We start from the raw sequence: 23,833 nt of genomic DNA on the forward strand, positions 1-23,833 counted from the left end.
TCCTCCCTCCGACAAACGGTTGTTAGTTGTTACAACTTATAGCGCCCACTGTAGTACTGCTTCGCATTAACGTATGATAGAAAAGTTATTTACAAAATTCGGATGTTACCGTAGTATAAGTAACTGTATTACGAGGGACTTTTTTGTATCATTTCAATTTTTTGTTATATAAGTAGTTTCTATAATGAATACACTGCTGGCCAGCTTGTATATATAAAAATATTTCATTATACAAAGAGGAGCGTATCTTATGGTAACAGATAATGGGCTTAAGGCCTTACGTATGGAACTTGATAAGATCGATGAGCAATTATTGGACAATATGAAGGCACGTCTCGATTGTTGTGTTCAAATTGCCTTGCATAAGCGTGAGCATAATATCCCCATGATGCAGCCAAGTAGGATCAACTTTGTCCAAGAACGAGCGGCTCGCTATGCTGAAGCACATCGTATCAGTCCAGATTTTTTGCGACAACTCTATACACTCATCATTTCTGAGACCTGCCGGGTTGAAGATGTCGTCATCGGCAATACGATTACAGGAGGACATAATTGATGTCAAAAGAGATTCAAACACTCCTAATCGACAATTATGATTCATTTACTTACAATTTATATCAGTTGATTAGTGAGGTAAATGGTAAACCTCCAATAGTTGTTCGAAATGATGTAGATTGGGAGACAATTCCACTGGAAGAGATAGATAACATCATTATCTCCCCAGGGCCAGGCAGACCAGACAGAGTGGAGGACTTTGGCATTTGTCCTACTGCGATACTCCATTCAGGGCTACCGGTTTTAGGAGTATGTCTGGGTCACCAGGGTATTGCACATGTGTTCGGAAGTCGTGTTATTCACGCTCCTGAACCTATGCATGGACGTGTATCGACTGTCTGTCATACAGAAATAGACATTTTTGCTGGTCTCCCCTCTCCTTTCTCCGTTGTGAGATACCATTCACTTGTTGCAACTGAATTAAGTGAAAACTTGGAAGCTATCGCGTGGAGCGAGGATGGCTTAGTGATGGGTCTACGACATCGTTCCTTTCCCATTTGGGGTGTGCAGTTCCACCCTGAATCCATCTGTAGTGAATTCGGGAAAGAATTGCTGTCCAATTTTCGTAACCTAACCCTTAATCATTCTCCAGGCTCAAATCAAGAAAACTACCAAGTTCATGTTCGTAAACTGGAGACTTTTCCTGATGCTGAAGTAACTTTCCGAGAATTATTCTCCAATTCTAAACATGCATTTTGGTTAGATAGTAGTAGTGTTATTGAAGGTTTATCACGTTTTTCATACCTCGGTGATGGTAACGGTGCACAAGCTGAGTATATTACGTATCGGGTTAGCGAAGGAGTAGTTAACATACACCGCAGTGGCCAAGAACCCTTATCCGTTCAACAGCCATTCTTTGATTATCTTGATGAACAAATGCGACTGCGCTCTACAACATCACCGGAAGGTCTACCTTTTGATTTTAATCTCGGCTATGTCGGATACATTGGTTATGAACTTAAAGCTGAGACCTGTGGAAGCATTCAGAATCAATCCGATGCCCCAGATGCAGCACTCCTTTTTGCAGATCGGACAGTTGTCCTCGATCATCTCGAAAAAACAACTTATTTGGTATGCCTCTCGGTTGGTGGAGATAATCATGAGGCAGTTGCTTGGTTCGATTCTATGGAGCAACGTTTAACTAAATTGCCTCCAGATGTAAATGATCAAGACAAATCATCAGTGCTCACGACGGTGCCCGATCACCATTTGACCATCAAGTTTCGCCATGACCATGATTCCTACATTCAATTAATTAATGAGTGCAAGGAGGAGATACGAAATGGTGAATCCTACGAAATCTGTCTAACAAACATGGCTACGGTACAAACTTCCATCAATCCATGGGCTACCTATTCTCATTTACGACGCATAAGTCCGGTTCCCTATGGTGCATTTTTACAATTTCCAGATGTGGCTGTACTTAGTGCCTCCCCAGAGAAGTTCCTAACTATTAACAAAGAACGTGTCGTTGAATCTAAACCAATCAAAGGTACACGCAAACGTGGAGCCACTGCTTCTGAGGATGAACAGTTACGTAATGAATTGCTTAATCAGGAAAAAGATCGTGCTGAGAACCTGATGATTGTAGATCTCGTTCGCAATGACCTAAACACAGTTTGTGCAGACAACTCAGTTCATGTTCCTCAAATGTTCTATGTCGAGACCTATAAGCCTGTACATCAGTTAATCTCAACGATTCGAGGCATTATACATCCTGATAAATCAACGGTAGATTGCTTGCAAGCAGCGTTTCCTGGTGGATCGATGACGGGTGCTCCAAAAATTCGTACGATGGAAATCATTGATCGTCTAGAAAGAGGGGCTCGTGGTGTCTATTCAGGAGGGATTGGGTGGTTTGCATTAAATGGTGCCGCAGACCTCAGTATCGTCATTCGCACCATCATCGTCAGTAAAGATAAGGTTACATTTGGGGTTGGTGGAGCTATTACCGCATTATCAGATCCAGAAGAGGAATTTGAAGAGACACAAATTAAGGCGCGGGCTATGATTTCAGCAATCGCAATGTCGAGTGTCGATACTATAGATCTCGCTGTATTAGTGGATTCATTATGAGCCAGATGATTCGTCGCTGCGTTATAGTTGGTGGAACCGGTGGTATTGGCGGCATGTTTGCAACCCTTTTGGCAGAGGCTGGTGTAGAAGTTTGCCTGATCGACCAGAATTATTTGATTGTAAATTTTGAGCTATTACAATGCGATATCACCTCGCCAACTCCTGCGGCAATATCAGTCATAAGAATGGCTGACATGGTGATTTTAGCGTTACCAGAGAGAGTCGCAATGAATGCTTTAGCCATTGTAAGCAATCTGATGAAACCTGAATCCCTGCTCGCACACACTCTTTCGGTACAGTTACCCATAGCAACGAAGATCGATTATTTGGGAATTTCCCTAGAGGTGGTCGGTCTGAACCCCATGTTTGCACCTAACTTAAGTATCGTGGGCCGTCCGGTCGCTGCCATCATCCATAATGAGGGTCCTCGTGTGGCTGAACTACTCCAATTATTATCGGATGTTGGGGCACGTGTTGTACGAATAGATGCCGAGGAACACGACCAATTGGTGGCGGCTATGCAAGCGCTCACTCATGCAAGTATAATTTCCTTTGGATTAGCGCTCTCTACTCTCAATGTCGATATTGCGAAACTAAGTTTACTTGCACCGCCTCCACATTCTACTATGCTTGCACTGTTAGCACGAATAAGTTCCGGAACACCAGAGGTATACTGGGATGTCCAAACTGCGAATCAACAAGCGTCCATGGCGCGTATTGCGTTGGTTAATGCTATCCATCGACTGAATGCGTTGACCACAAACGAGTCCGCTTTGGATGATTTCATTGATTTATTGAGTGAGACTCGTGAGGTTTTGGGTAACGAAATAACATCATATCAAGACCTCTGTGCACTGATCTTCAACGGATCGCAATCAGCAACACAGTAAAATTAACTATAATTCTATTAAGATACTCTACTTAATCACGAACAAAGAACTGCATGAGTTCCAATGCAGTTCTTTGACATATTACCTTATCGTTATCAAACAGATGTTATAAGCTCACCTAATGCCGCACGATTAGTAATTATTATTTTTTTATACTGCAAGTCTATCCACCCTTTTTGCTTGAAATCATTCAAAACCTTGGTCACCGTTACCCGATTTAATCCAAGACAAACCGCTAGTTCCTCATGTGAATAAGGTATGCATTTTTCACTAATTCCCTTATCTTTATTTGGATAAGCCGTTTCGTCCAATAGAAAACTAGCTACTTTTTCATAACGGTTATAAAAGGTGGAACGTTTTAACTGGTGAGACAAATGACTACATGTATTGGATAGCAGTTGAAAAAGGGTTACAGTAAGCTCTTGGGATTGACTAAGAAAAGGAAATAAATGTTCTAAAGTACATGAAACTAACTCTACCTCATTAACTGCATCTACCGTCGTTTGTCTCGTTGCTTGATATAAAAATGAAGATTCACCGAAAATTCGCCCCTTTTCCACAATCTCAAGCGTCAATTCCTCGCCTTCCTTTGATAAGTAGTATACTCTCACTCGTCCTTTTGTTATCAGATACAAGCGGTTAGCGTGGTCTCCCTGCATGTAGATATGCTCTCCCGAGTGGATACTAATACTACTCCCAGCCTGCTCAAAATAACTATACAAAGACTCAGGAACCTTTATAGATACCATTTTACCCTCCCGATTAAATTTACTAGATTGTAGCATATGCTACATTGAACGAATACACTTTATGTTATTTTTTGATATATATTCAAATCTTGAATTGGGGGATATACATGCAAAGAAGTAGACAATTAGGTTATTTATTTTCGATATTAGGAGGTACATGTTGGGCACTATCAGGTGTATGTGGGCAATATCTTTTTCAATACCATCAGTTAACTTCCGAGTGGTTAGTATCCGTTAGACTCATTTGTGCAGGTGTGATCCTGCTCTTACTACATATAATAAAGGGCCATGATATATTTGCTGTATGGACAGAAAAAAACGACATTAAGGATATTATTATTTTCGCAATATTCGGAACTGCATTATGTCAATATTCGTATTTTTCATCTGTAGCTGCCTCAAATGCTGCAACTGCGACCTTTATAAGTTATACTAGCCCGATTTTTATTATTATTTATACTGTAATTGCAACAAAAAGAAAGCCTGCACGATTTGAAATTGTTTCTGTATGCCTTGTTACAATAGGAATTTTTGTTGTGGCTACACACGGTGATATACATTCATTATACATTTCCTGGCAATCATTGACCTGGGGATTATTGAGTGCTGTTACCTTTGGTATTTATAGTATCCAGCCGCAACGACTAATGAGGAAATTTAGTACTCTCGTAGTTGCAGGATGGGGAATGTTAGTAGGCGGTGTTGTTCTTATATTGATTTTTAGACCCTGGAATTCTAATGGCATCCATAATTCACAGGCCTACATTGCAATGGGCATCATTATATTATTTGGAACGGTATTGTCCTATACATTATATTTGGAAGGTATTAAGAGAATTGGAGCCACTCAAGCAAGCCTTTTATCTTCGATAGAACCGGTGATCGCTACCTTACTTTCCGCCGTGTGGCTTAATGAAACCTTTGAAATCATAGATCTATTGGGATTTGCGTTTATCCTGTCGACCGGTATTACACTTACAAAGGCACCGAAAGAGAGAGTTCATCTTAGACCTAAACGATCCGAAGCACGAAACGAACCAGTAAGGGTGAAAAATACCATCGGGTGAATGCTCACGCAACCTTGTGCGACTCAGCCCGTATTAACTACAGTAAACTGGCACACACGATAACTAAGAGGAGTGAAGCGAATGAAGAAATACAGATTAAGTCTGCTGCTATTCATCTTGCTGGTTATGCCGAGTTGCGGGTTTGCGGAAAAGGTGGGAAGCAGTGTTAATTTCGCCACCGATACAGCTTCTTATATGCAAACCTTGACGGAGTTCGGGCAAGAGATGGATACGCTAGCTGCCAATGCTGCCACAGACCTACAGAGTAGGAAGGCATTAACGGATAGACTTGTTGCACTGAAAGAACAAGTCACCCAATATGCAAAGCTTCAGGTACCGGAGTATGCAACAGACCTGCACCAATCCATAGTGGGATATAATGAAAAGCTGCAGCAAGGTCTGGATCAAGCAATAACCAACCTGGAAGAAGGAAAAGCAGCCTTCGAATCGACAGGCATTCCCGATACTATAAACCAAATTAACGAGTTATTGAACCAGATCACCCAGCTAATCCCGGGATAATAACGTAAATAAGCGCTCAAAGTATAGCAGCACATACTTTGGCGCTTATTTCATTGCTTGGCAGATATGAATTATTTCCTTGCGTTTACCACAGTGATTCGTTCAACCGTTTCCGTGTTTACTGTTCGCCGGTATCGCTCCACTCCATGTCCCCACCCGCAAATCCACCTTGGATTTGATTATTGTTATTATCTTTGCTCTTACTTTGTTCAACGATCTCCACAGTGACGGTATTCCCACTCACGGATAAGACTTTCCCTGTAAGATCAGCATTCATCATGCCACGCATGGAATTTCCCATTCCGGGAGCACCGTTACGCCCCCCGCCATTCATACCCTGAAAGGAGCTTGAGCCAGTATTGGTAATCTTTTGCGCGGTAATGGCATCGCAGGAGACTAGGGCCAGGGAACAAATAAGCATCACCAGAGCTTTTTTCTATACTTATTAAGCTTCAGGCACAATCGGTACAAAGCGACGCTAAATAGAATCACCAATACGATCACAAGAAGAAAAATGCCCAGTTGCTGTCGTTCCAGAACCGGCGTATCTCCATACTGTTTTTTGGAACACCTTTCCCATAAAAAATCTCCTTTGCGGCAATATAATGAGCATATGTTCGTGACTTTGCAACGGCTACTCGGCCTTTGGGAGCATTATATATATCCGCCTATTATGAAAATTAGCTGAGTGCGAAGTCTTTGATCAAAATTTCTGAACAAATAAAAAAACAGACAGCGAGAGGTTTCGCCATCTGTCTTAATACAATCTAAATCTTCAATGATAGAACATGAAATCCCCGCTATACCCATCGCTGCCGTACACACTTACAGCGCCTCCATTTTCATATTTAGATGAGATCTCAACCAGTGCACCGCGTTTGTTGTTCATCTCGAACCGGTCCTTCTTTCGGTTCCATTCGTCATCCATATAGTAAACATTAAAATATTCCATATTATGTACCACTGCTTTGTCATGAATGACCACACACAAATACCCAGCCGCACTCTTAACGGAAACTCCATCTTCATCCTCTTGCCATGAAATGCTGACAGACGCAGGAGTAATGGAGTTGTCTCTTTGTTTATAAACCCTGTATGCTGTAGCGCGCGGGCCAATGAGCTCAAGAATGACTGCGGAGGTATCATCGATCATTTTGTAATCGACTGCATTGATGTGGTTCGTACGGATATAGGACTTGAGTTCCCACTCTGTGAGCGGCTGAACCTGAGCAGCAGTAATTAATAGGGAAATAATCAGTGTTAATATTTTCAAATTAGTGTCTCCTCTTAGGAAAATAAAGTATCTTCCCCGATCATACCGCGAGAAAATTTACAAGTCTATACACAAACTATCAATCACTTCAAAGCGCCAGCGCTTCCTCTGTAATCCTTTTAATATCAATGGAAGAAATGCTCTCCTCATTCACCATATCCGGCAGAATCTTTTCTAAGAAATAATCCACACACTTCAAATTGATATTTTTGATTTTGACTAAGGCATTGCGATACATGACCACAAACTCTTTCTCCGTGTTACCTTTCTGAAGCTCCGAAAAGGCCTCGTACACCTGATCCATTTTATCCGCGACTTCCAAAATCAAACCCTCAATTGAATCATCCTTGCCCTCCCGCAATTGGTTATAAAAGATACTTTTAAACTCCTCGGGAATATGCTCTTTAATGAAGTTATTGATCATGCCCTCCTCGACCTGTTGGATCAAAGAACGAAGTTCCATGGAAGAATGCTTAACAGGTGTCTTGATATCGCCTATAAATATTTCCCCGTAATCGTGGCTGCTTGTGATCTCATACAGCTTCTTCCAATCTATAGTCGCACCGTTTTTCTCTTCGATATCTGCCAGTGTTTTGGCGTATTGAACCACCTTCCAGGAGTGCGCTGCTACTGTGTGAACTTCAAATTTGAACTTACCGGGACAGCGAAAAATTCTTTCCAATTCGTTCAGGGATCTGAAATAAGCGTGAATACCCATTTGTTCCGCCATCCTTTACTACGTATATTTTTAGACTGGACATGAGCCTAGTATATATTTGGAGTGTTAAATAGGGATTAACTTTCCCACAAAGAGGTGATTTGATTCCTATATCTATGATTCCCCGCCTATTTGCCAGAGCCTCCCCCGCCTCAGGTCGAGTTAACAAAACAGTCCTCAGCCCGTGTTGCCGATTACGTAAAGGCCTTACAATAAGTACATAGACAACGGATACGAGAAAGACAAATAAATTCAAACAGATTCATAACTATGAGAGGAAGCGATTTGAAATGAGAAAACTTTACCGTTCCCAGAGAGATAAAAAGGTTAGTGGATTATGCGGAGGATTGGCAGATTGGTTCGGTTTTGACGCAACGGTCATACGGCTTATTGCATTGATTGCTGCAATATTCAGCTTCGGCTCCGTCCTAATCTTTTACATCATCGCCAGTATCCTTGTTCCGAAAGAGCCTATCGGCAGCTTCAATAGCAACTTTGATTTCAATTAATACTATAGTCTTTTCAAAATCGCACACATAAGAGGAGAGATAGAAATGAGTATATTACAGAGAATTGCAACTTTGACAAAGGCAGCTTTACATGAGGGTTTGAACAAATTGGAGGATCCTATGCTGCTGACCGGACAATATTTGCGGGATTTAGAAGAGGAGATCGCTACTGCAGAGCGCAATGAACGCGACTTCAAAGTTGCGGCCAGCGTATTGGAGCGTCGCAAGCACGAATATCAGTTGATGGCGGAACAGAGCGAGATTCTAGCCGTTCAAGCGATAGAGCAAGGTAATGAGCCGGAAGCCAAGCTTGCTGTTCAAGCCAAGCTGAAGTTCATGGAGAGTGAGCAGGAATGTACGGTTGGTTTGGAAGAAACTCGGCATACCCTCTCTACTCTTGAGATTAGTATCCGAAATGCCAAGGAAGAGAGAACTCGCCTTAAGGCCAAAAGAGAAGAACTGGCCGCGCGTGCTCGTCAAGCCAAAGAAACACTTCATAAGACTCCTCGGAACATTGGACAGAATCCGGGCAAAGGGAACTACGGACATGCCCTGAATACCGGTGAAACGTCCCGCGGCTTTGAACGGATGGAAGAGAAAATTACAGAATTAGAGACTCATGCAGAAAACTCTCAACGGAATTTTCACTCCACTTCATCTCCTGCGGTCGATCCCAGTCTGAACACAGCTGTAGACGCCGAAATGGCACGTCTTCGCAGCCTTAATAACGTGAAGTAACATCCTTTAAAAAGGGATGACCCAAAAGCCATGAAATGGTTACACGGGTCATCCCTTCGTGCTGTCTTTGAGCAGGGAGGGATGTAAGAGCCTCCCCTTTATCCACTAAAGAATAATTCGTTTCTGCTTAGCCGCTTTGAGCCATATGGGAAATTCATTTAGCAATTGGTCATAAAGTTCTTCATCTGAAACCTTTTCTATTTGGTCCAAATGAATAAAATTAGCATTGTCAACAAGTCGTCCTTGCATCGTATCAAGCTGCTTTAATACTTCAAAATCAGAATTTCCAATGCCGACAAATTGCCAAAAGATCGGTTGATCTGAAGACGCCATAATCACTTTTTTGGTAGGTTTCACTACTCCTCCATCGTTGATGAATATTATAAATACGGGGGTATCATCCTTTTCTTCCTCCGTATATTTACGTATTACATCCTCCATCACGGGTGGTTCATTGTTACGGCCAAACTTATGAATCGCAGAATTGTTCATGATATGTTTAAATACGTAACGTCCCAGTTCCTGCTCTGTAACCGATGGTAAACGGCTAAACTCATTATCGTAAACCCATACATCCAGTGACCCGTTACTATCAAACTTGCAGGCAACAGCCAAAATACGTTCAACCACTTCTTGCACAGTTCCGTTATTATATAAATTTTTCATAGAACCAGTGATATCAAGGACTATACCAACCCTTGCAGATACACCCGTCAATTCCTTCTTTTCGAGCGTAAATTGTACGATTCTTTTTCTTAAATCTATGGATGACAGAATTGGTGTTTGGTTCTCCGTTACTATTGCTGCCTCAGCTGTCGTAGCCACCTCAGTGGATATGCCTTCTTCCTCAATTTGAAGTCCATAGTTCTTACATAATGCTTCTAGTCCCCCATTGAATCCACTACCTATAGCATTAAACTTCCAGTCATCACCATACCGATATAACTCACCCACCACAATAGCTGTCTGTTGGGTCAGATCGGAGCCGTAATCGAAACGAAACAGTTCTTCCCCGTTAACACCATTCAAAATCCTCAAATAGGGAGATACAACGTCCTTCATATAATGTCTCAGTTTTTCACCTTCATGAATAGTTAGCGTTAATGCTATTTTTGCAATGTCATCAGGTAACCCTTTAAGAGAAATGGAGATAGATTCTTTATCTGTTTGATTTAATGTGGAGTGTACAGCGCTACCATTGAAAAACATTGGATTTCCATAAAAAATAAAATTCTCATCACGCTCGCAAACATTCTGCTCCGACAGCAAAAAAGCAGCAGCATCAATGCCTATTTCAGCATTTGTTGTCTTCCATCCAAAGTTCAATTGGAGGTTTGTTATACTTCTCCCTTTTGTAAGCTCTACCTTTTGTCCTTTCAACAGCTGCACTCTATCATCTCCTTCATTGTTTTTACCCTCTCACTACTTTAATATGAATATATAGAAAAGATAGATAAGGGGCTTACATATGGATTTTACAGCAATAGACTTTGAAACAGCGAACTCCAGCCGCTCAAGCGCTTGCGCTCTGGGAATTGTTGAAGTTAAAGCGGGTAAGATTTGGGCAGAACACCATTGGCTGATTGATCCGCAAGCGCATTTTGACGGGATGAATATCGCAGTACATGGAATCACTCCCTCAATGGTCCGAGGCAAACCTACCTTCAGTGAACTTTGGCATTCGATAGAACCTCTTCTTAAAGGACAGATCGTCGTGGCACACAACGCCTCTTTTGATATGAGTGTTCTGCGGTATTGCTTAGATGGAGCTTCACTCAGCTACCCTGATTTTCAGTATTTGTGCACCTATTTATTAGGCAAAAAAATGCTGCAGAATCTGTCTTCCCACAAGCTGAATGTAATATCTGATCATTTTGGGATTAAGCTGAAGCATCATGATGCTTTGGACGATGCACGTGCTTCTGCTGCTATTCTTTTAAAACTTATGGAATTGGAAGAACACTCTGATCCCTTACAACTATCCAGCATTCACGGTTATAACAGCGGAAAGATGTACGTCGGGGGTTACTCTCCATTTACACGTACAGTAAAAAAATCTAGAAAAAAGCCTGCTCCAAGATCCAGCAGACTTTCAATCTAAATTAACATTATATTTTTAAACGGTAAACCGCCTTATTCTCCAACCCCCTAATGAAAGGCGTCCATTCCTCAGTTTCAGGTGTGGTATCCAATGCATCCTCAACCATCTGAAGTTTGGCGTCCATAGCATCAATGTGATGCAGCGCCACTGCCTCAGCTGTTTGCGGTTGCACGGGACTACCCCACTCCCCAAGATTATGGTGTGACAAAACCAAATGCTGTAAAGCCAGTACCTTTTCGGAGCCCAGATCAATATCGGAACGAATAGCAGCCTCCGTAATCCAGTTAGAGGCCATAGAAATATGACCGATCAGCTTTCCGTGAACACTATATTCGGAGACGATGCCCAGCTGGGAGATCATTTCCTCCGGTTTGGCGATGTCATGCAGGATTATTCCTGCCTTCATTAAGTCCGGATTCAGGAAAGGACGCTGTTTACAGAGAAACTCGCCGATCTCCAGCATGCGCACCATGTGATAAGCAAGTCCGGCAAAATAAGCATGGTGATGGGTTTTAGCCGCCGGATAATGCATCAGCTTCTCTTCTACTTTACCTACACAGAAGGAAACAATCGTGGATATTTCTTGATCTGTAATACTTGCCATTACCATTTTAATCGTATGAATGAGATCTACGGGGCGGATAGGCGCAGAGCGGATAAAGTCTGTTAAAGCCACTCCATCGGATTCTATAACCAGTCTCATTTTTGAAACCTTGATCTGTAGCTTCTCACGGTAGGTATGAGCTGTACCCTGTACCTTTACAAGCGCCATCGGGAAGAACGTCTCTTTATCCGTAGTGGTAACGTCCCAAAACTTAGCAGATAACTGCCCACTCGAATCCCCTAATACAATATCAAAATAATCCTTTTGAGGAGTACCATTCGTTTGTTTAATTGCCAACTCCCGCAGTAGATAAAAGCCGACAAAATCATCCTGTGGCGCTAGCTGCTTGATTTGTGTCATGTTGAGCCTCCTATAGATAACAGGTTGGAAACCTGTCTTTGTATATGTAACTTTAGACATCTACCTCATAAATCCCTTTAATTCACCAGATTATCTTAACCGTAATGCCCTTCCTGTGCAAAAAGGGGTCATCCTCCAGTCATTTTCATGACCTTTGGACAACCCCTTATACTTTAAGGCTTAATTTATTGATTATTTACCTGCTGATTCAAGAGCCGCTTTAATTGCTTCTACAACTTTAGCAGATACAATCTTCTCAGCGTCGTTGTTACCAAATGCTGTTGGTTTGTATCCATATTTATGCATGATGCCATAAGTTGTACCTTCAACTTCATTCTTAACTGCTTTTTCAGCTTCTAACAATTGATCAGCAGTTTTAACTTTACCTGCAGCATCAAGGAAATAAACTGTCATGTTTGTTGGAACACCATTTTTAACAGTTACCATTACATTTACCATCTTATCCTTGTTCACTCCGATGAAGATTCCATTGAAGTAAGCAGCTTTGCCAGTTTCAACGATTTCTGCTTTACCGAATGCTCTGTCAACAGCTGCTTTCAATGCAGTGCTGCTGCTTGTAGCTCCTGAAATAGCATCTACCTTTTGAGCTTCTTCTCTAGTTCCAGCAGCCATGAAGCTTGCAGTAAGCTGTGGAATAGCTTTTACTACTTCTGGGTAAGCTTTTGGACCTAAATCTACAAGGTTCATACCTACGCGTGCTAACACTACATCAACAATCATACCGTTACGCAGGGTTACATTCGCTTGATTCGTTCCTTTATCGTAAGCATTACCAAATGCTGTGAAAGTACCGTCTTTATAAGCACCTTGTTGCTTGGATGCATTTGTCATAGCGTCAACCATAGCTGCTTTTACTGCTGCGGACAATGCAGCTTGATCAGCAACTTCAGAGATATTAACACCATTTTCAAGCAAATCAGCTGTTACTTTTGCTACGAAATCCTTTTGTCCAGGGGACAATTTGTCTTCAGCAATCAGCTTCTTGTCAGCTCCGAACAAGCTAACTTTAACAGCAGTTACTTTATCAGATGCAATATCAACCAACAGGAGAACCTTAGATTGGTTGTCAACACCGGCAAATTTACCGTCATAATATTGACCTGCAGTAGGAACCTTCAATGCCTTTTCGAATGCTCTTTCTACAGCTTGATTCCAGCTGTGACTACTTTCAGTAGCACCGGAAATTCCGTCTACCTTCTCATCGTAGTTAGCGATGAAAGATCCATTAGCAAGCAATTTAGCAGTCATAGGTGCGTTTGCTTTAACTACTGAAGCATAAGCAGTTGCGCCTCTGTCGATCAGGTTTGTTCCCAATCTGAACAATTTTACATCAACAAGTTTACCGTTACGGATAACGATGTCGGCTCTTTCTACGCCTACACTTCTTGCAGTACCGTAAGCGGAGTAGAACCCGTCTACATATGCAGATTTATTATCGATAATAGCATTTTGCTGTGCATCCCAGAATGCCTTTACAGCAGCCTTGAATTCAACTTCCAAGCCAGCTGTTGCAGTTGCAGCGATACCGTTAGCCAGCAGTGCTGGTTTGATAGCTGCGATAGCTGCAGTTTGCTCAGCTGTATAAGTCTTCTCATCAATAAAGTCTCCTGCAGCGTTCAGTGCATATACCTTAACATCAGTCAGCTTGTTAGCTGAATATGTTGTGAATACTGCATATTTACCTTCAGGATCAATACCCATATGTTCGCCGTCAAAGTAAACAGCGTCTGCAGGCTTAACTTTCAAAGCTCTTTCAAAAGCTCTGTCAACAGCCAATTTCCAACCGTTGCTTGAACGAGTAGCGCCGGATACAGCATCAACTGCAGCGGCTCCTTCTCTAGTCTTTCCAACCAATCTGTCTTCCATAAGACCATAAGCCTGCCAGAGAGTTTGATAGTTGTTGCGAGCATCTCTATCAATCAATTTAGGGCTAGTTCTCAAAAGTTCAACACTTGTGATCTTACCGTTTTTAATTGTTACTTTAGCGCCTTCAGTACCTTTGGAGTAAGCTTGACCGTAAGTAACATAAACTCCATCTTGGTATACGCTTGCTTTAACAGTAACAGGTTTTGCTGTTGCTGCAGGTTTCACTGCAGGTTTCACTGCAGGTTTCACTGCAGGTTTTACTGCAGGTTTTACAGTTGCCTTAGCTGTTGGTTTTGCTGTTGGTTTTGCTGTTGGTTTTGCTGTTGGTTTTGCTGTTGGTTTTGCTGTTGGTTTTGGTGCTGGTTTTGCTGTTGGCTTTGGTGCTGGTTTAGCTGTTGCAGCAGGTGCTTCCTCAGAAGCAGCGGATACCGCATCAACCTTTAGGTTCAAAGCTGGTGCATTAATTGTAAACGCGATCGGTGACAACAATAATGCGGCAGAAATAGTCAATGAAATAAATTTTTTGTTTTTCAATCTGTATTCTCCTTTACCAATTCCCCAGTTTTATGTAGCATTTTGACAAGTGAATCCTTCGCAAGTGTGATATACTTCCCTTCTCATGAAGAACCTGTTGTCTCTTCACAAGAGGTCATCCCCCCTCTCGCTCCTCTTCTACACCGAACAATTCGAATTCCCAAAAAAATGTATACGTGTTCATTTCTTTTTGATTAAGTGTGAATCTACCTATAATAAGGTGAATTTATTCACATAAAAAGATGTCGGTATTTTACCAGTATTTTCAGCTTGATATTATCAAACTTTTTAAGTTCTTTTCTGTATATAAAATCACACCCCCTATAATAAAAGTCACTATTTACCATATTACACCACATTCGCATGTCATTACCTATTAGAGTTTTTCATGGATCAAACATGACGAATGAAGTGACCGGCGAGCGGAAAATTTATCTTCTATCTATTCCTCAAGCAAACATTCTGAAAGAGATATCACTGGTCACTCGGTCGGTCATTTTAGAAGTGAGGTATGGTCAAAAAGTAGAGGGGGTAGTAGTAAAATAGCAAGCTTATGCTGTCAGTTGTCTATATTTATTAGTCAGCTCCTGAAACCACTGTTTGTCCTGAAGGGCCAGGGCGAAATCAATCAACTCTGTAATCTCACTCTTTTGCAGTTCCGGTGAATCATTAAAGCTAATTTCTGCACTTGCAGCAGCAGCCCCTTCTGAGCCTTCTGTGAAATCAAAGTCAAATTGGAGCTTAATGTCGCTCTCCATAAACTCGTTACGAAGGAAATACAGAATCTCGCACATGAGTACCGGTCTGATCTGGTTGTCAAATACACAGTCCATTACCTTTGCCCAATAATGCTGATTCGTGAGGTGTAACTTATCATTGGTTAAGAGATATTTCTCTCCCTGAAAATCATTGACGAAGTTTAGCTCCAGCGGCTCCATTTTAAATATACCGGCGATTTGCTTCTTGGCAATATTCACAATGTCTTGCGTTTCTAATCTAATCATCTTTCAAGCACCTCATCCCTCTTATTTGGACTTCCAGTAACTTCGCTGCTATCCGCAATAATACTACTAATTTTTATTTAATTTAAAGTTAATATCGTCATCATACTCTACTTTGTTTATAGTTTTATATAAATTTCTTAAAAAAAGTGATTCAAATTTGATAAATTTGTTTAATTTATGTCCTGAAATAAAAAAAGACTGTTTTGCGTGTTAAAAAACACCTCAAAACAGTCTAGTATATAGAACTATATAGATTGTACTTAAGATTTACTCCTTGGGTGTATGGTAGTGTGTTAGTAACTACGATGAATGTGTAGACTACGAGCATCTATCCGCGACAAATACGGCAAATCGTCTACCTACATGGGTTTCTATATATAGTTGCACAACTTACACTTATATTTCTCCCTTAGCACACTTTAGGGGGTTTAATTGCACTTTATACACTTATTTTTGGGTATTCCGGGGTTTAACCGGCATATTCGTGTTTTTAGTTGCACAATGTACACCTATCCATTCATCCGAGCGCCAAAAGCTAGAAATAAGTGTATAAAATCAGACTGTTGAGAAAGCAAACTTTCAAGCTGCAAATATCATGCGGAAACCCAAATGACGGTTAAAGTAGTGAAGGTTACTCTTTTTCATACACAAATGAAAAGCATAGGCCTCCATCTTTGCTAAGTGACGGGCCATTTTCTTCAGATTCTGTGCAATGGCCGTCATCAATGCCTGTTCCTGCATCTTGGCTTTGCCCCGCATTCGGCATCGACGGTACCCGTGGAGATTTTTGGCATCAGCAAAGCTACGCTCAATGGTTTGAGCGCGGTATTTGTAGATTTTCTCGCCTTCGGGACTTTTCCGGTTTTGGTGTACTTTCTCTTTGAAGTCTTCCCATACATGCCGCTGAATCGTACGCTGGTGCTTGGAGTTTTCAGTACATTGAGTGACTTTCGGGCAAGCCGCGCAGTGCCCCTTGGATGATATATACTCGTTGTAGCCTTGTCGGTTCGTCGTTCGGTACGTGAGTGGTTGTCCTAATGGACATACGTATACATCCTTTTTCGCATCATAGGTAAAGTCTTCTTTCGTGAGAAAGCCGGGTTTGCTGGGTGGTTTCCGCTCGGCAATTACAGTCATCCATGGCGTCGTTTGTTTGCAAATATGGGGCACCATGTATCCGGAATCCAAGGCTATGGCTTCGAGGGTGTCTCGAAAACCAAAGGTCTCCAGTTGCCGGGTTAAGCGCTCCATATACACGGTTGAATCATTGACATTGCCTGGCGTCACATACACATCGGTAATCATATTGTATTTGTGGTCAACCGTCCGGTGGTCTAAGTAAAAGAATCCTTCCGGTTTGTTCTTACGATTCATGTAGCCGCTCTCTGGATCAGTCAGGCTCACTTTCAGTTTTTTGGGCTCCTCCTCCCGTTTCCCGCGTGGAGGAGCTAATGGCTTTTTCCCGTGAGCACGGCGGCTTTCATGGACTGCGGTCTCCAACTCTTGCAGATAGGCGTGCGGGGACTCACTCGTCATTTGCTGCGTATAACGATTTTTATTGGCATTCGCCTCGATGTGCGTCGAATCTGTAATTAAGAGCCGCCCCGCAATCATGCGGTGGGAAATGGCAAGCCGCACCACTTCGTCGAAGATTTCCTGGAAGACATCGGTTCCCTGAAATCGTCCATTCCGGTTATAACTAATCGTGGAATGGTCCGGAACTGGTTCACTAAGGCCCAGGCCTAAAAACCACCGGTAGGCAAGGTTAACGTTAATGTCCTGCTCAAGGATGCGTTCGGAACGAATGTTAAACAGGTAGCCAATCAGCATCATTTTGAATAAACGGATGGGTGGAATCGAAGGTCTTCCTTGGGTTGCACTATAATAAGGGCGTACCTTTTCGGTAATGAACGAAAAATCCACATGTTTTTCGACCAAACGAAGGAGGTGATCGGAGGGAACCAACTGGTCTAAACAAACCATCTCCATTTGATATTTTCCGCTATCCCCTTGATCTTTTTCGTTTAACATAAGACACCGCGCTTTCTAGCAAAGTTATCTATATTATACCAAATTAACGCGGTGTCGTGTTGAAATTCGGACTTTCTCAACAGTCTGATAAAATACTTCTATTTCACTGACTACCTCCGAGTTTCTACAAGGGAATTAGGCTGTTTCTTCCTACCCTTCCTGCACCGGGTATCGCGCTTCAAAGATCTCGTTTGGTTTCTTCTTTACCTCTAAATCACCGAAGCCGCGAATCAACCGTTCGCCAAAACGTTCATTGTACTCTATTACATCAAGGTAGACGATTTTCTCTACCCAACCCGATTAAACGAATGAACAAAGGAATTCGAAAGCGCCTGAAACCTATGAACAGTCTCACCAATATGGATGTTAAGTTCAGCTTATATAACTATACAAAAAGTGATACCCTCTGAATCCCTTCTTCCGGTGATATCCGTACCAACCCTTTGTCGGTTAGGCGGAGGGTCGGGATCACGGCCAGCGCAAGCAAAGACAACGTCATAAAAGCATAATTTAATGTGCAACCCGCATCGTAGAGTGCTTTGCTGATAGCAGCAGATTGTGCGGACGCTATCTCAAACGGCTCAGTGGACATAAGACCCGCTATCGCCAACGGAAAAAGAGTTGTACCTCCCGCGGTTATTACAGCTACTCCCCCCTGCGCGTCAGCAACAGCATTCGCGGCCTGGGACATCAACTCATCGTCATTGCCGATTACCAGAACATTGTGACTGTCATGCGCAACGGTCATGGCTATAGCCGCCGGTTCATGAAATCCGATTCCATTTACTACGCCAACCGACTTATTCCCGGTTCCTTTATGACGTTCAAACACTGCAATTTTACAGAGACCATCCCCGTTACCTATTTGCAGCTTCCCCTCTTCCACAGGAAGTGTAAGAATTTGTTCTAGGGTCTCTACATGGTTTTCCCTGACTTCGATAACTCTTGCGGCAAGCTTGCCTGTACTAATCGGTGCAGGAATTACAAAATCTTCAGCTGTCGGACGTGATGACAAATGAACCGAACTCAGCACCTCTTGAGGATAAGTGTACGAGGACAATGTGGCTGTCATCACACCGTTTTCTGCAACTACAACACCCGCTGCTACGGTGAGCACAACATTAACGTCTGATAGATTGCCGTCCAACAGTATTATATCTGCATAAGAACCCGGAGTAATGGAACCGATGTCCCGAGCTAAGCCAAATCGTTCAGCCGTATTAATAGTTGCCATCTGGAAAGCTGTAACCGGCCTGACTCCCTGTGAAATAGCGTGCCGAACTACGAAATCCATATGACCTTCGTCACGAAGTGATTCTGAACTTCGGTCATCGGTTACCAGCATCATTCGGCGCGGATCAAGTCCTCTCTCTGTATGTGCTGTAATGGTTTTGGCTACATCGTGCCAAGCGGAGCCTCGGCGCATTTTGGCATACATCCCGAGCCGCACCCGTTCGATTACGTCATCTGCTGTGACACATTCATGATCACCGGTTACGCCGGCTGCAGCATATATAGGCAGCCTCCAATCACTGGAAGGCCAAGTAAAGTGTCCGTCTACGTATCTCCCTGCACGCAATGTAGCTTGAATTTCCCCTAGCATTTTCTCATCACTATAGACAACGCCTGGAAAGTTCATTACTTCACCCAATGCGATAACATCATCTCCCCAGGTGAAGGCTTCTGCCACTTCCTTTGGCCCAATAGATGCACCAGTTGTCTCGAATTCTTCTCCTGCCGCCGGCACACAGGAAGCAACCTGCATATAAGCAGCGAGAGGTGTTCCCCGCATCTCATCCAGCATCAGCTTTATGCCCTTGAGGCCAAATACATTGGCAATCTCATGGGCATCAAAGAACCCTCCGGTCGTACCCATCGGCAGAACCGCACGAGCAAACTCAGAAACTGTAAGCTGTGTACTCTCAATATGGCAGTGTCCATCCAGGAGTCCGGGGGCCATATATTTACCGCCCGCATCGATGACCTGTGTCCCTTCTCCAATCATGTGTGAGACCTCTTTGCCAACGTAGGCTATACGTCCGCCCTGAATACCGATAGACATGCCCTCTAGGATCTCTCCAGAGCATACATTAACCAGTTTACCGCCTCTAATAACCAGCGTTGCCGGTTGATCTCCACGGGCCGTAGCCACGAGCTCAGGTACACAATCAGCTAAAGGTTTTCTTATAAAAGCCATACTCACCGCTCCCCCCGTAATCAAATAAATTGAACCTTCTCCGCTGCTTCAAGAAGAAACGGCTTCATCGCCCTTAGCAGGACGAAAGCCGTTTTAATATCCACCGATTATCTTATGTTTTACTCATAAACGTCAAGTGCGGCTTGAATAGCAAGCCCCCGCGGCACTGTCACCCCGTGACGTATCAATACAGCCTCAAGAGCTCCAAGCAAACGCAGGATGTTATTCTCGCGGCAGCTAAAACCCATGGTGCCAATACGCCAGATCAAACCTTTTAAGGGTCCGAAAGTGCTGGCAATTTCAATACCAAACCGGTCAAGCAGCATCGAACGGACCGACTCCCCATCCACTCCTTCTGGAATCAGTACACAGGTAACTACTGTAAGCTTACTTTCGGGATCTCCATACAAGTTGAGTCCCATCGCTGTTAATCCGGCTATGAGAGCTTTTTCATGCAGGATATGTCTAGCAAAACGTGCCGCAAGCCCCTCTTCAAGCGTCAAACGTAAGCCTTCCCGAAGCGCATAGAGCATGGAGGTCATTTCCGTGTGATGGTTAAGTCTCTTAGGACTCCAGTAATCCTGAAGCATGCCAAGATCAAAATAATTACTTCGGACAAAAGACAGCTCCCCGGGTTCTACATCCCCGGTTCTTAAACCGCGTTCTACCCGTTTGCGGGTCAAAAGCTTTGCCTCAGCGCGTTCATTATAAGTAATGGGGGCCATGCCTGAGGGAACCGATAGACATTTCTGCGTCCCCCCGATTACAGCATCCAGCATCCAGGCATCCGTCTCTACAGGCACCCCCCCGATGGTTGCCACCGCATCGACAATGAACAGGCAATCCTGCTCCCGGCAGGCCCGCCCAATCTCCGCAAGCGGTTGAACACGACCGGTGGAGGTTTCTCCATGAACCATTGCAACCACATGCGGCCTGAAGTTTTCCATGGCAGCTATTACTTCACTAGACTCAAACACACTTCCCCAGGTTTTCTCCAGAACCCTTACTTCCGCACCGCAGCGTTCCGCAATTTCATGCAGGAGATGTCCGAAACGACCAAAGATCGGAATCAACACGCGATCCCCCGGTGCAATAAGGCTCACCATCGCCGCTTCGATACCTGAGCGGGAAGTCCCGTCTACAGGATAGGCCCATTGGTTGCCCGTAACGAACAATTCTCTCAGCATTCCCATAGTCTCATTCATAATATCTGTAAACTCCGGATCAAATTGCCCCAATACCGGGAAAGACATCGCCCGCAGTACACGCGGATCAACCTCCACCGGTCCCGGGGTCATTATGCACCGAAGTGAAGGCGACAAATCTTCGTACCGCTTCATGACAATCTCTCCTCTATAACAAATCTACTTATAGGCAAGCTCATATAATAGTTCGGTCAGAACTTCCAGGCCGACTCCGAGTTCCTCCGGAGAAGAATACTCTGCAGGAGAATGGCTGATTCCGTCCCGACTGGGAACAAATATCATTGCCGTAGGAAAGCGCGGCGCAAAGAGTTGAGCATCGTGTCCGGCACCGCTCACCATGTTGCGGTAGCTCCTGCCTTGCTTTTGGCAAATGCGTTCCAGACCGTAGCACAACTCGCTATTCATAGGTGCAGGAAGAGCACTGAGTCTTGGTGTGAGATCCAGGTTAAGGCCGCGTTTTGCTGCTATTTCATTAAAAGCTATAAGGGTATCGCTACAGAAGCGATCCAGCTTCTCAGCCTCACTATGCCGAATATCCAGCGTAAATTGCACCTCTCCAGGAATCACATTCGGTGTATTAGGGATTACCTCCAACCGACCTGTTGTTGCCACTAGCGGTTCACCGGCTTCCCCGGCTAAACGTTCAAGCAGAAGCAGCATTTCAGCAGTACCCATCAATGCATCCGCCCGCAAGTTCATCGGTGTTGTGCCCGCATGATTCGCTGTTCCTGAGACCCTGACTGTAAAACGTCTTTGTCCGGCGATAGCCTCCACAATACCGATCTGTGTTGAGGTCTTTTCTAGAAGTATTCCCTGCTCAATATGCAGCTCCACAAAAGCTCCAATATCATCTCTTCTTGTTGAATCTACGCGTTGGTTCATTGTGTCTTCGAAGTTATTATAATCACATTCTGCCATCGCACTCTTTAAGGTGATACCCTCAGAATCGGCGCAAGTATCTGCTTCACTTCCATCGTACATCCCTGTAACATGGCCTGAGCCCCAAAAGGTTAACGGAAACCTGCTGCCTTCCTCTTCACAAAACGATACCACCTCCAAAGACCGCAGCGGCTGTCCAAAAGTCTCTTGGAGATAATGAATTGCGGTAATCGCAGCGGCTATTCCATAAGCTCCGTCATATTTCCCGCCGTTAACAACGGTATCCACATGCGAGCCTGTTAGAATTACTTTATCATCCGGGTTTCGTCCGGCTAGCCGCCCATATACATTGCCGACTTTATCCGTTCCTACCTTTAGACCGAATCCAGCCATTTTCCCCTGCAAAAAAAGCTGTGCTTGGCTCCACTCCGGTGTATAAAGCAGCCTAGTTACACCCGGTCCCGGAGCGCTAAATACGGCCAAATCATCCAGCAGTTTCAACATCTCGGTGGATGCTGCTTGTATCATCGGCGTACTCATCGGATTAGCTGCCCTTCCTTGATCTGGAGCCATTGTCCACCATCCCCTGATACCACTCCGTCTTCAGCGGTGTAGACAATATTGCCACGGCATAGGGTTGCAGTTACCTCGCAGGATAAGGTCAACCCTATATATGGACTGTGTTTGTGACGATAGAAGAGATCCTCTGGTTCAAGTCTATAAGAACGGTTCGGATCGAGCAATACCAGGTCGGCATCGAGCCCCACCGTTATGGAGCCTTTGCGATCCTGCATTCCGAAACGCTTTGCCGGAAGCTCCGCCAACAACTTCGCAATTAAAGTTACGGGTAACCCCCTAACGGCTACCCCTTCGTGGAACATCAGTTCGAGACTGCTTTGTGCGCCTGAAATGCCTCCCCAGGCTTCAAAAAAGGACAAACCTTCTTTCAATTTCAGCTCTGTTGGACAAGGAGAATGATCCGATGCAACCAGGTCGATTTTGCCTTCTGAAAGCACCTTCCACAACTTCTCCCGTTCCTCTTCACTTCGTAAAGGCGGAGCGCATTTGGCTACCGGTCCGAGACTTTCCATGTGGGTCTCATTTAAAAGGAGATAATGGGGACAGGTTTCCGCGGAAACATCCAGTCCCCGAAGCTTGGCAGAATGAATCATTTCTATAGCAGCTGCAGTACTAATATGAACAAAATGCAACCGGCATCCCGTCCGTTCACTATACAGCAGTGCTCGCGCAACAGCTTCCAGTTCAGCTTCGGGTGGCCGGCATGCAGCGAAATCACCCGCTGTATTCCGCCCCTCCCGCTCGGCATCTGCAGAAAGTACGGCTGTGATGTCCTCGCTTTCTGCATGCAGCGCGAGAATGCCGCCAAGTGCAGCGATTTTCTTCATGCCTTGATAGAGAGTATTATCATCCACCTCACGGAATCGGCCCTCACCTTCGCCTCCCGGATTGGATAAAAAAGCCTTAAAACCGGTAACGCCAGCTGCTGCCAACGCCTCTAAATCATCCAGGTTCCCGGGAACTAATCCACCCCACAGCACATAGTCTATTGCGGAATTCCCATAAGCAGCTTCTGCCTTTAGCTTGAGGGCAGCCTCATTAACCGTAGGCGGATTACCGTTAAGGGGCATATCCGCGTAGGTCGTACAACCACCTGCAGCAAGAGCGGCAGACCCGCTCCGAAAGCCTTCCCAATGACCCATCGTTGGCTCATTAAAGTGAACATGCATATCAATCATACCCGGCAGCACATATTGTCCTTCCGCATCGATAACGTTGGAATCCGAAGTCAATGATAGATTCTCGCCCAACGCGGCAATTTTACCCTCAAGGATACCGATATCTAACCTTACCACTTCACCGGACAGCACTACATTCCCATTCTTAATTACAAGATCATACGAATTCTTCACGTT

Annotated in this window: 21 protein-coding genes and 2 pseudogenes; 8 read left to right on the top strand and 15 right to left on the bottom strand. The window is 44.0% G+C overall.

Going from position 1 to position 23,833, the window contains the following annotated elements:
- Window positions 1-250: 250 nt before the first annotated feature.
- Genes PWYN_RS05395 through PWYN_RS05405 form a run of 3 tightly spaced genes read left to right on the top strand, consistent with a single transcriptional unit; the run spans window position 251 to window position 3,521 of the window.
- Entirely contained in the window at window positions 251-556 is a 306-nt protein-coding gene (locus tag PWYN_RS05395) for a chorismate mutase family protein (protein WP_036649247.1), read from the top strand.
- Complete coding sequence (gene pabB, locus PWYN_RS05400; RefSeq protein ID WP_036649249.1) at window positions 556-2,631, top strand: aminodeoxychorismate synthase component I; 2,076 nt, start codon at window positions 556-558, stop codon at window positions 2,629-2,631. Before PWYN_RS05395 ends, pabB begins: the two co-directional genes overlap by 1 nt.
- On the top strand, window positions 2,628-3,521 hold the full coding sequence (locus PWYN_RS05405; RefSeq protein ID WP_036649252.1) for a prephenate dehydrogenase dimerization domain-containing protein: 894 nt from the start codon (window positions 2,628-2,630) through the stop codon (window positions 3,519-3,521). Before pabB ends, PWYN_RS05405 begins: the two co-directional genes overlap by 4 nt.
- A gap of 95 nt (window positions 3,522-3,616) precedes the next feature.
- On the opposite strand, the gene PWYN_RS05410 is transcribed toward PWYN_RS05405, so the two are convergent.
- On the bottom strand, window positions 3,617-4,270 hold the full coding sequence (locus PWYN_RS05410; RefSeq protein ID WP_036649255.1) for a Crp/Fnr family transcriptional regulator: 654 nt from the start codon (window positions 4,268-4,270) through the stop codon (window positions 3,617-3,619).
- 107 nt (window positions 4,271-4,377) lie between these two features.
- Here PWYN_RS05410 and PWYN_RS05415 point away from each other — a divergent pair, with 107 nt between their 5' ends.
- The gene (locus tag PWYN_RS05415; RefSeq protein WP_052087775.1) at window positions 4,378-5,337 is read left to right on the top strand and encodes a DMT family transporter; all 960 of its coding nucleotides are present in this window, start codon (window positions 4,378-4,380) and stop codon (window positions 5,335-5,337) included.
- Between the two features lie 81 nt (window positions 5,338-5,418).
- A complete protein-coding gene (locus PWYN_RS05420; protein ID WP_036649257.1) occupies window positions 5,419-5,859 on the top strand; it encodes a DUF6376 family protein in 441 nt (146 codons plus the stop codon).
- A gap of 118 nt (window positions 5,860-5,977) precedes the next feature.
- On the opposite strand, the gene PWYN_RS05425 is transcribed toward PWYN_RS05420, so the two are convergent.
- The 3 genes from PWYN_RS05425 to PWYN_RS05435 form a co-directional block, all read right to left on the bottom strand.
- On the bottom strand, window positions 5,978-6,280 hold the full coding sequence (locus PWYN_RS05425) for a hypothetical protein (RefSeq protein WP_052087776.1): 303 nt from the start codon (window positions 6,278-6,280) through the stop codon (window positions 5,978-5,980).
- 354 nt (window positions 6,281-6,634) lie between these two features.
- The gene (locus PWYN_RS05430) at window positions 6,635-7,132 is read right to left on the bottom strand and encodes a hypothetical protein (protein ID WP_036649260.1); all 498 of its coding nucleotides are present in this window, start codon (window positions 7,130-7,132) and stop codon (window positions 6,635-6,637) included.
- Between the two features lie 88 nt (window positions 7,133-7,220).
- The gene (locus PWYN_RS05435; RefSeq protein ID WP_036649263.1) at window positions 7,221-7,850 is read right to left on the bottom strand and encodes a YfbR-like 5'-deoxynucleotidase; all 630 of its coding nucleotides are present in this window, start codon (window positions 7,848-7,850) and stop codon (window positions 7,221-7,223) included.
- 290 nt (window positions 7,851-8,140) lie between these two features.
- Between PWYN_RS05435 and PWYN_RS05440 the strand changes: the two genes are divergently transcribed.
- Together PWYN_RS05440 and PWYN_RS05445 are read left to right on the top strand one after the other, a co-directional pair.
- Complete coding sequence (locus tag PWYN_RS05440; RefSeq protein WP_036649266.1) at window positions 8,141-8,359, top strand: PspC domain-containing protein; 219 nt, start codon at window positions 8,141-8,143, stop codon at window positions 8,357-8,359.
- A 45-nt stretch (window positions 8,360-8,404) separates the two neighbouring features.
- Window positions 8,405-9,097, top strand: a complete 693-nt coding sequence (locus PWYN_RS05445) for a PspA/IM30 family protein (protein WP_036649268.1) — start codon at window positions 8,405-8,407, stop codon at window positions 9,095-9,097.
- A 105-nt stretch (window positions 9,098-9,202) separates the two neighbouring features.
- Here the strand turns inward: PWYN_RS05445 and PWYN_RS29935 are convergent, their stop codons facing one another.
- Together PWYN_RS29935 and PWYN_RS29940 are read right to left on the bottom strand one after the other, a co-directional pair.
- Entirely contained in the window at window positions 9,203-9,871 is a 669-nt protein-coding gene (locus PWYN_RS29935; protein WP_036653334.1) for a vWA domain-containing protein, read from the bottom strand.
- Between the two features lie 99 nt (window positions 9,872-9,970).
- Window positions 9,971-10,486 (bottom strand): annotated as a pseudogene (locus PWYN_RS29940) (TerD family protein); the annotation flags it as partial.
- A gap of 79 nt (window positions 10,487-10,565) precedes the next feature.
- Between PWYN_RS29940 and PWYN_RS05455 the strand changes: the two are divergent.
- Entirely contained in the window at window positions 10,566-11,198 is a 633-nt protein-coding gene (locus tag PWYN_RS05455) for a 3'-5' exonuclease (protein WP_036649271.1), read from the top strand.
- 7 nt (window positions 11,199-11,205) lie between these two features.
- Here PWYN_RS05455 and PWYN_RS05460 read toward each other — a convergent pair whose 3' ends face one another.
- The 9 genes and pseudogenes from PWYN_RS05460 to PWYN_RS29120 form a co-directional block, all read right to left on the bottom strand.
- On the bottom strand, window positions 11,206-12,162 hold the full coding sequence (locus PWYN_RS05460) for a 3'-5' exoribonuclease YhaM family protein (RefSeq protein WP_036649274.1): 957 nt from the start codon (window positions 12,160-12,162) through the stop codon (window positions 11,206-11,208).
- 192 nt (window positions 12,163-12,354) lie between these two features.
- Window positions 12,355-14,583, bottom strand: coding sequence for an FMN-binding protein (locus PWYN_RS05465; protein WP_036649277.1), 2,229 nt, complete (start codon window positions 14,581-14,583; stop codon window positions 12,355-12,357).
- A gap of 551 nt (window positions 14,584-15,134) precedes the next feature.
- The gene (locus PWYN_RS05470; RefSeq protein WP_036649280.1) at window positions 15,135-15,587 is read right to left on the bottom strand and encodes an IDEAL domain-containing protein; all 453 of its coding nucleotides are present in this window, start codon (window positions 15,585-15,587) and stop codon (window positions 15,135-15,137) included.
- A gap of 579 nt (window positions 15,588-16,166) precedes the next feature.
- Entirely contained in the window at window positions 16,167-17,618 is a 1,452-nt protein-coding gene (locus PWYN_RS05475) for an IS1182 family transposase (RefSeq protein WP_052087777.1), read from the bottom strand.
- 150 nt (window positions 17,619-17,768) lie between these two features.
- Window positions 17,769-17,906, bottom strand: a pseudogene (locus tag PWYN_RS30610) (IS256 family transposase); the annotation flags it as partial.
- A gap of 97 nt (window positions 17,907-18,003) precedes the next feature.
- Window positions 18,004-19,815 (bottom strand): adenine deaminase, encoded by a 1,812-nt coding sequence (locus PWYN_RS05480; RefSeq protein WP_036649282.1) that lies wholly within the window; start codon window positions 19,813-19,815, stop codon window positions 18,004-18,006.
- Window positions 19,816-19,934: 119 nt separating this feature from the next.
- A complete protein-coding gene (locus PWYN_RS05485) occupies window positions 19,935-21,155 on the bottom strand; it encodes a pyridoxal-phosphate-dependent aminotransferase family protein (protein ID WP_036649284.1) in 1,221 nt (406 codons plus the stop codon).
- A 24-nt stretch (window positions 21,156-21,179) separates the two neighbouring features.
- Window positions 21,180-22,472 (bottom strand): M20 family metallo-hydrolase, encoded by a 1,293-nt coding sequence (locus PWYN_RS29115; protein WP_240479689.1) that lies wholly within the window; start codon window positions 22,470-22,472, stop codon window positions 21,180-21,182.
- On the bottom strand, window positions 22,436-23,830 hold the full coding sequence (locus tag PWYN_RS29120; RefSeq protein WP_036649286.1) for an allantoinase: 1,395 nt from the start codon (window positions 23,828-23,830) through the stop codon (window positions 22,436-22,438). The genes PWYN_RS29115 and PWYN_RS29120 overlap by 37 nt, the downstream gene beginning before the upstream one ends.
- Between the last annotated feature and the right edge of the window lie 3 nt (window positions 23,831-23,833).

It is taken from the genome of Paenibacillus wynnii (genome assembly GCF_000757885.1).
GTDB lineage: Bacteria > Bacillota > Bacilli > Paenibacillales > Paenibacillaceae > Paenibacillus_AQ > Paenibacillus_AQ wynnii.

Bases quoted from the DNA above. Each gene is read 5' to 3' on its own strand.
- PWYN_RS05395 (WP_036649247.1), top strand. From the start codon at position 251: ATGGTAACAGATAATGGGCTTAAGGCCTTACGTATGGAACTTGATAAG.
- pabB (WP_036649249.1), top strand. From the start codon at position 556: ATGTCAAAAGAGATTCAAACACTCCTAATCGACAATTATGATTCATTT.
- PWYN_RS05405 (WP_036649252.1), top strand. From the start codon at position 2,628: ATGAGCCAGATGATTCGTCGCTGCGTTATAGTTGGTGGAACCGGTGGT.
- PWYN_RS05410 (WP_036649255.1), bottom strand. From the start codon at position 4,270: ATGGTATCTATAAAGGTTCCTGAGTCTTTGTATAGTTATTTTGAGCAG.
- PWYN_RS05415 (WP_052087775.1), top strand. From the start codon at position 4,378: ATGCAAAGAAGTAGACAATTAGGTTATTTATTTTCGATATTAGGAGGT.
- PWYN_RS05420 (WP_036649257.1), top strand. From the start codon at position 5,419: ATGAAGAAATACAGATTAAGTCTGCTGCTATTCATCTTGCTGGTTATG.
- PWYN_RS05425 (WP_052087776.1), bottom strand. From the start codon at position 6,280: ATGCTTATTTGTTCCCTGGCCCTAGTCTCCTGCGATGCCATTACCGCG.
- PWYN_RS05435 (WP_036649263.1), bottom strand. From the start codon at position 7,850: ATGGGTATTCACGCTTATTTCAGATCCCTGAACGAATTGGAAAGAATT.
- PWYN_RS05440 (WP_036649266.1), top strand. From the start codon at position 8,141: ATGAGAAAACTTTACCGTTCCCAGAGAGATAAAAAGGTTAGTGGATTA.
- PWYN_RS05445 (WP_036649268.1), top strand. From the start codon at position 8,405: ATGAGTATATTACAGAGAATTGCAACTTTGACAAAGGCAGCTTTACAT.
- PWYN_RS05455 (WP_036649271.1), top strand. From the start codon at position 10,566: ATGGATTTTACAGCAATAGACTTTGAAACAGCGAACTCCAGCCGCTCA.
- PWYN_RS05460 (WP_036649274.1), bottom strand. From the start codon at position 12,162: ATGACACAAATCAAGCAGCTAGCGCCACAGGATGATTTTGTCGGCTTT.
- PWYN_RS05470 (WP_036649280.1), bottom strand. From the start codon at position 15,587: ATGATTAGATTAGAAACGCAAGACATTGTGAATATTGCCAAGAAGCAA.
- PWYN_RS05475 (WP_052087777.1), bottom strand. From the start codon at position 17,618: ATGTTAAACGAAAAAGATCAAGGGGATAGCGGAAAATATCAAATGGAG.
- PWYN_RS05480 (WP_036649282.1), bottom strand. From the start codon at position 19,815: ATGGCTTTTATAAGAAAACCTTTAGCTGATTGTGTACCTGAGCTCGTG.
- PWYN_RS05485 (WP_036649284.1), bottom strand. From the start codon at position 21,155: ATGAAGCGGTACGAAGATTTGTCGCCTTCACTTCGGTGCATAATGACC.
- PWYN_RS29115 (WP_240479689.1), bottom strand. From the start codon at position 22,472: ATGGCTCCAGATCAAGGAAGGGCAGCTAATCCGATGAGTACGCCGATG.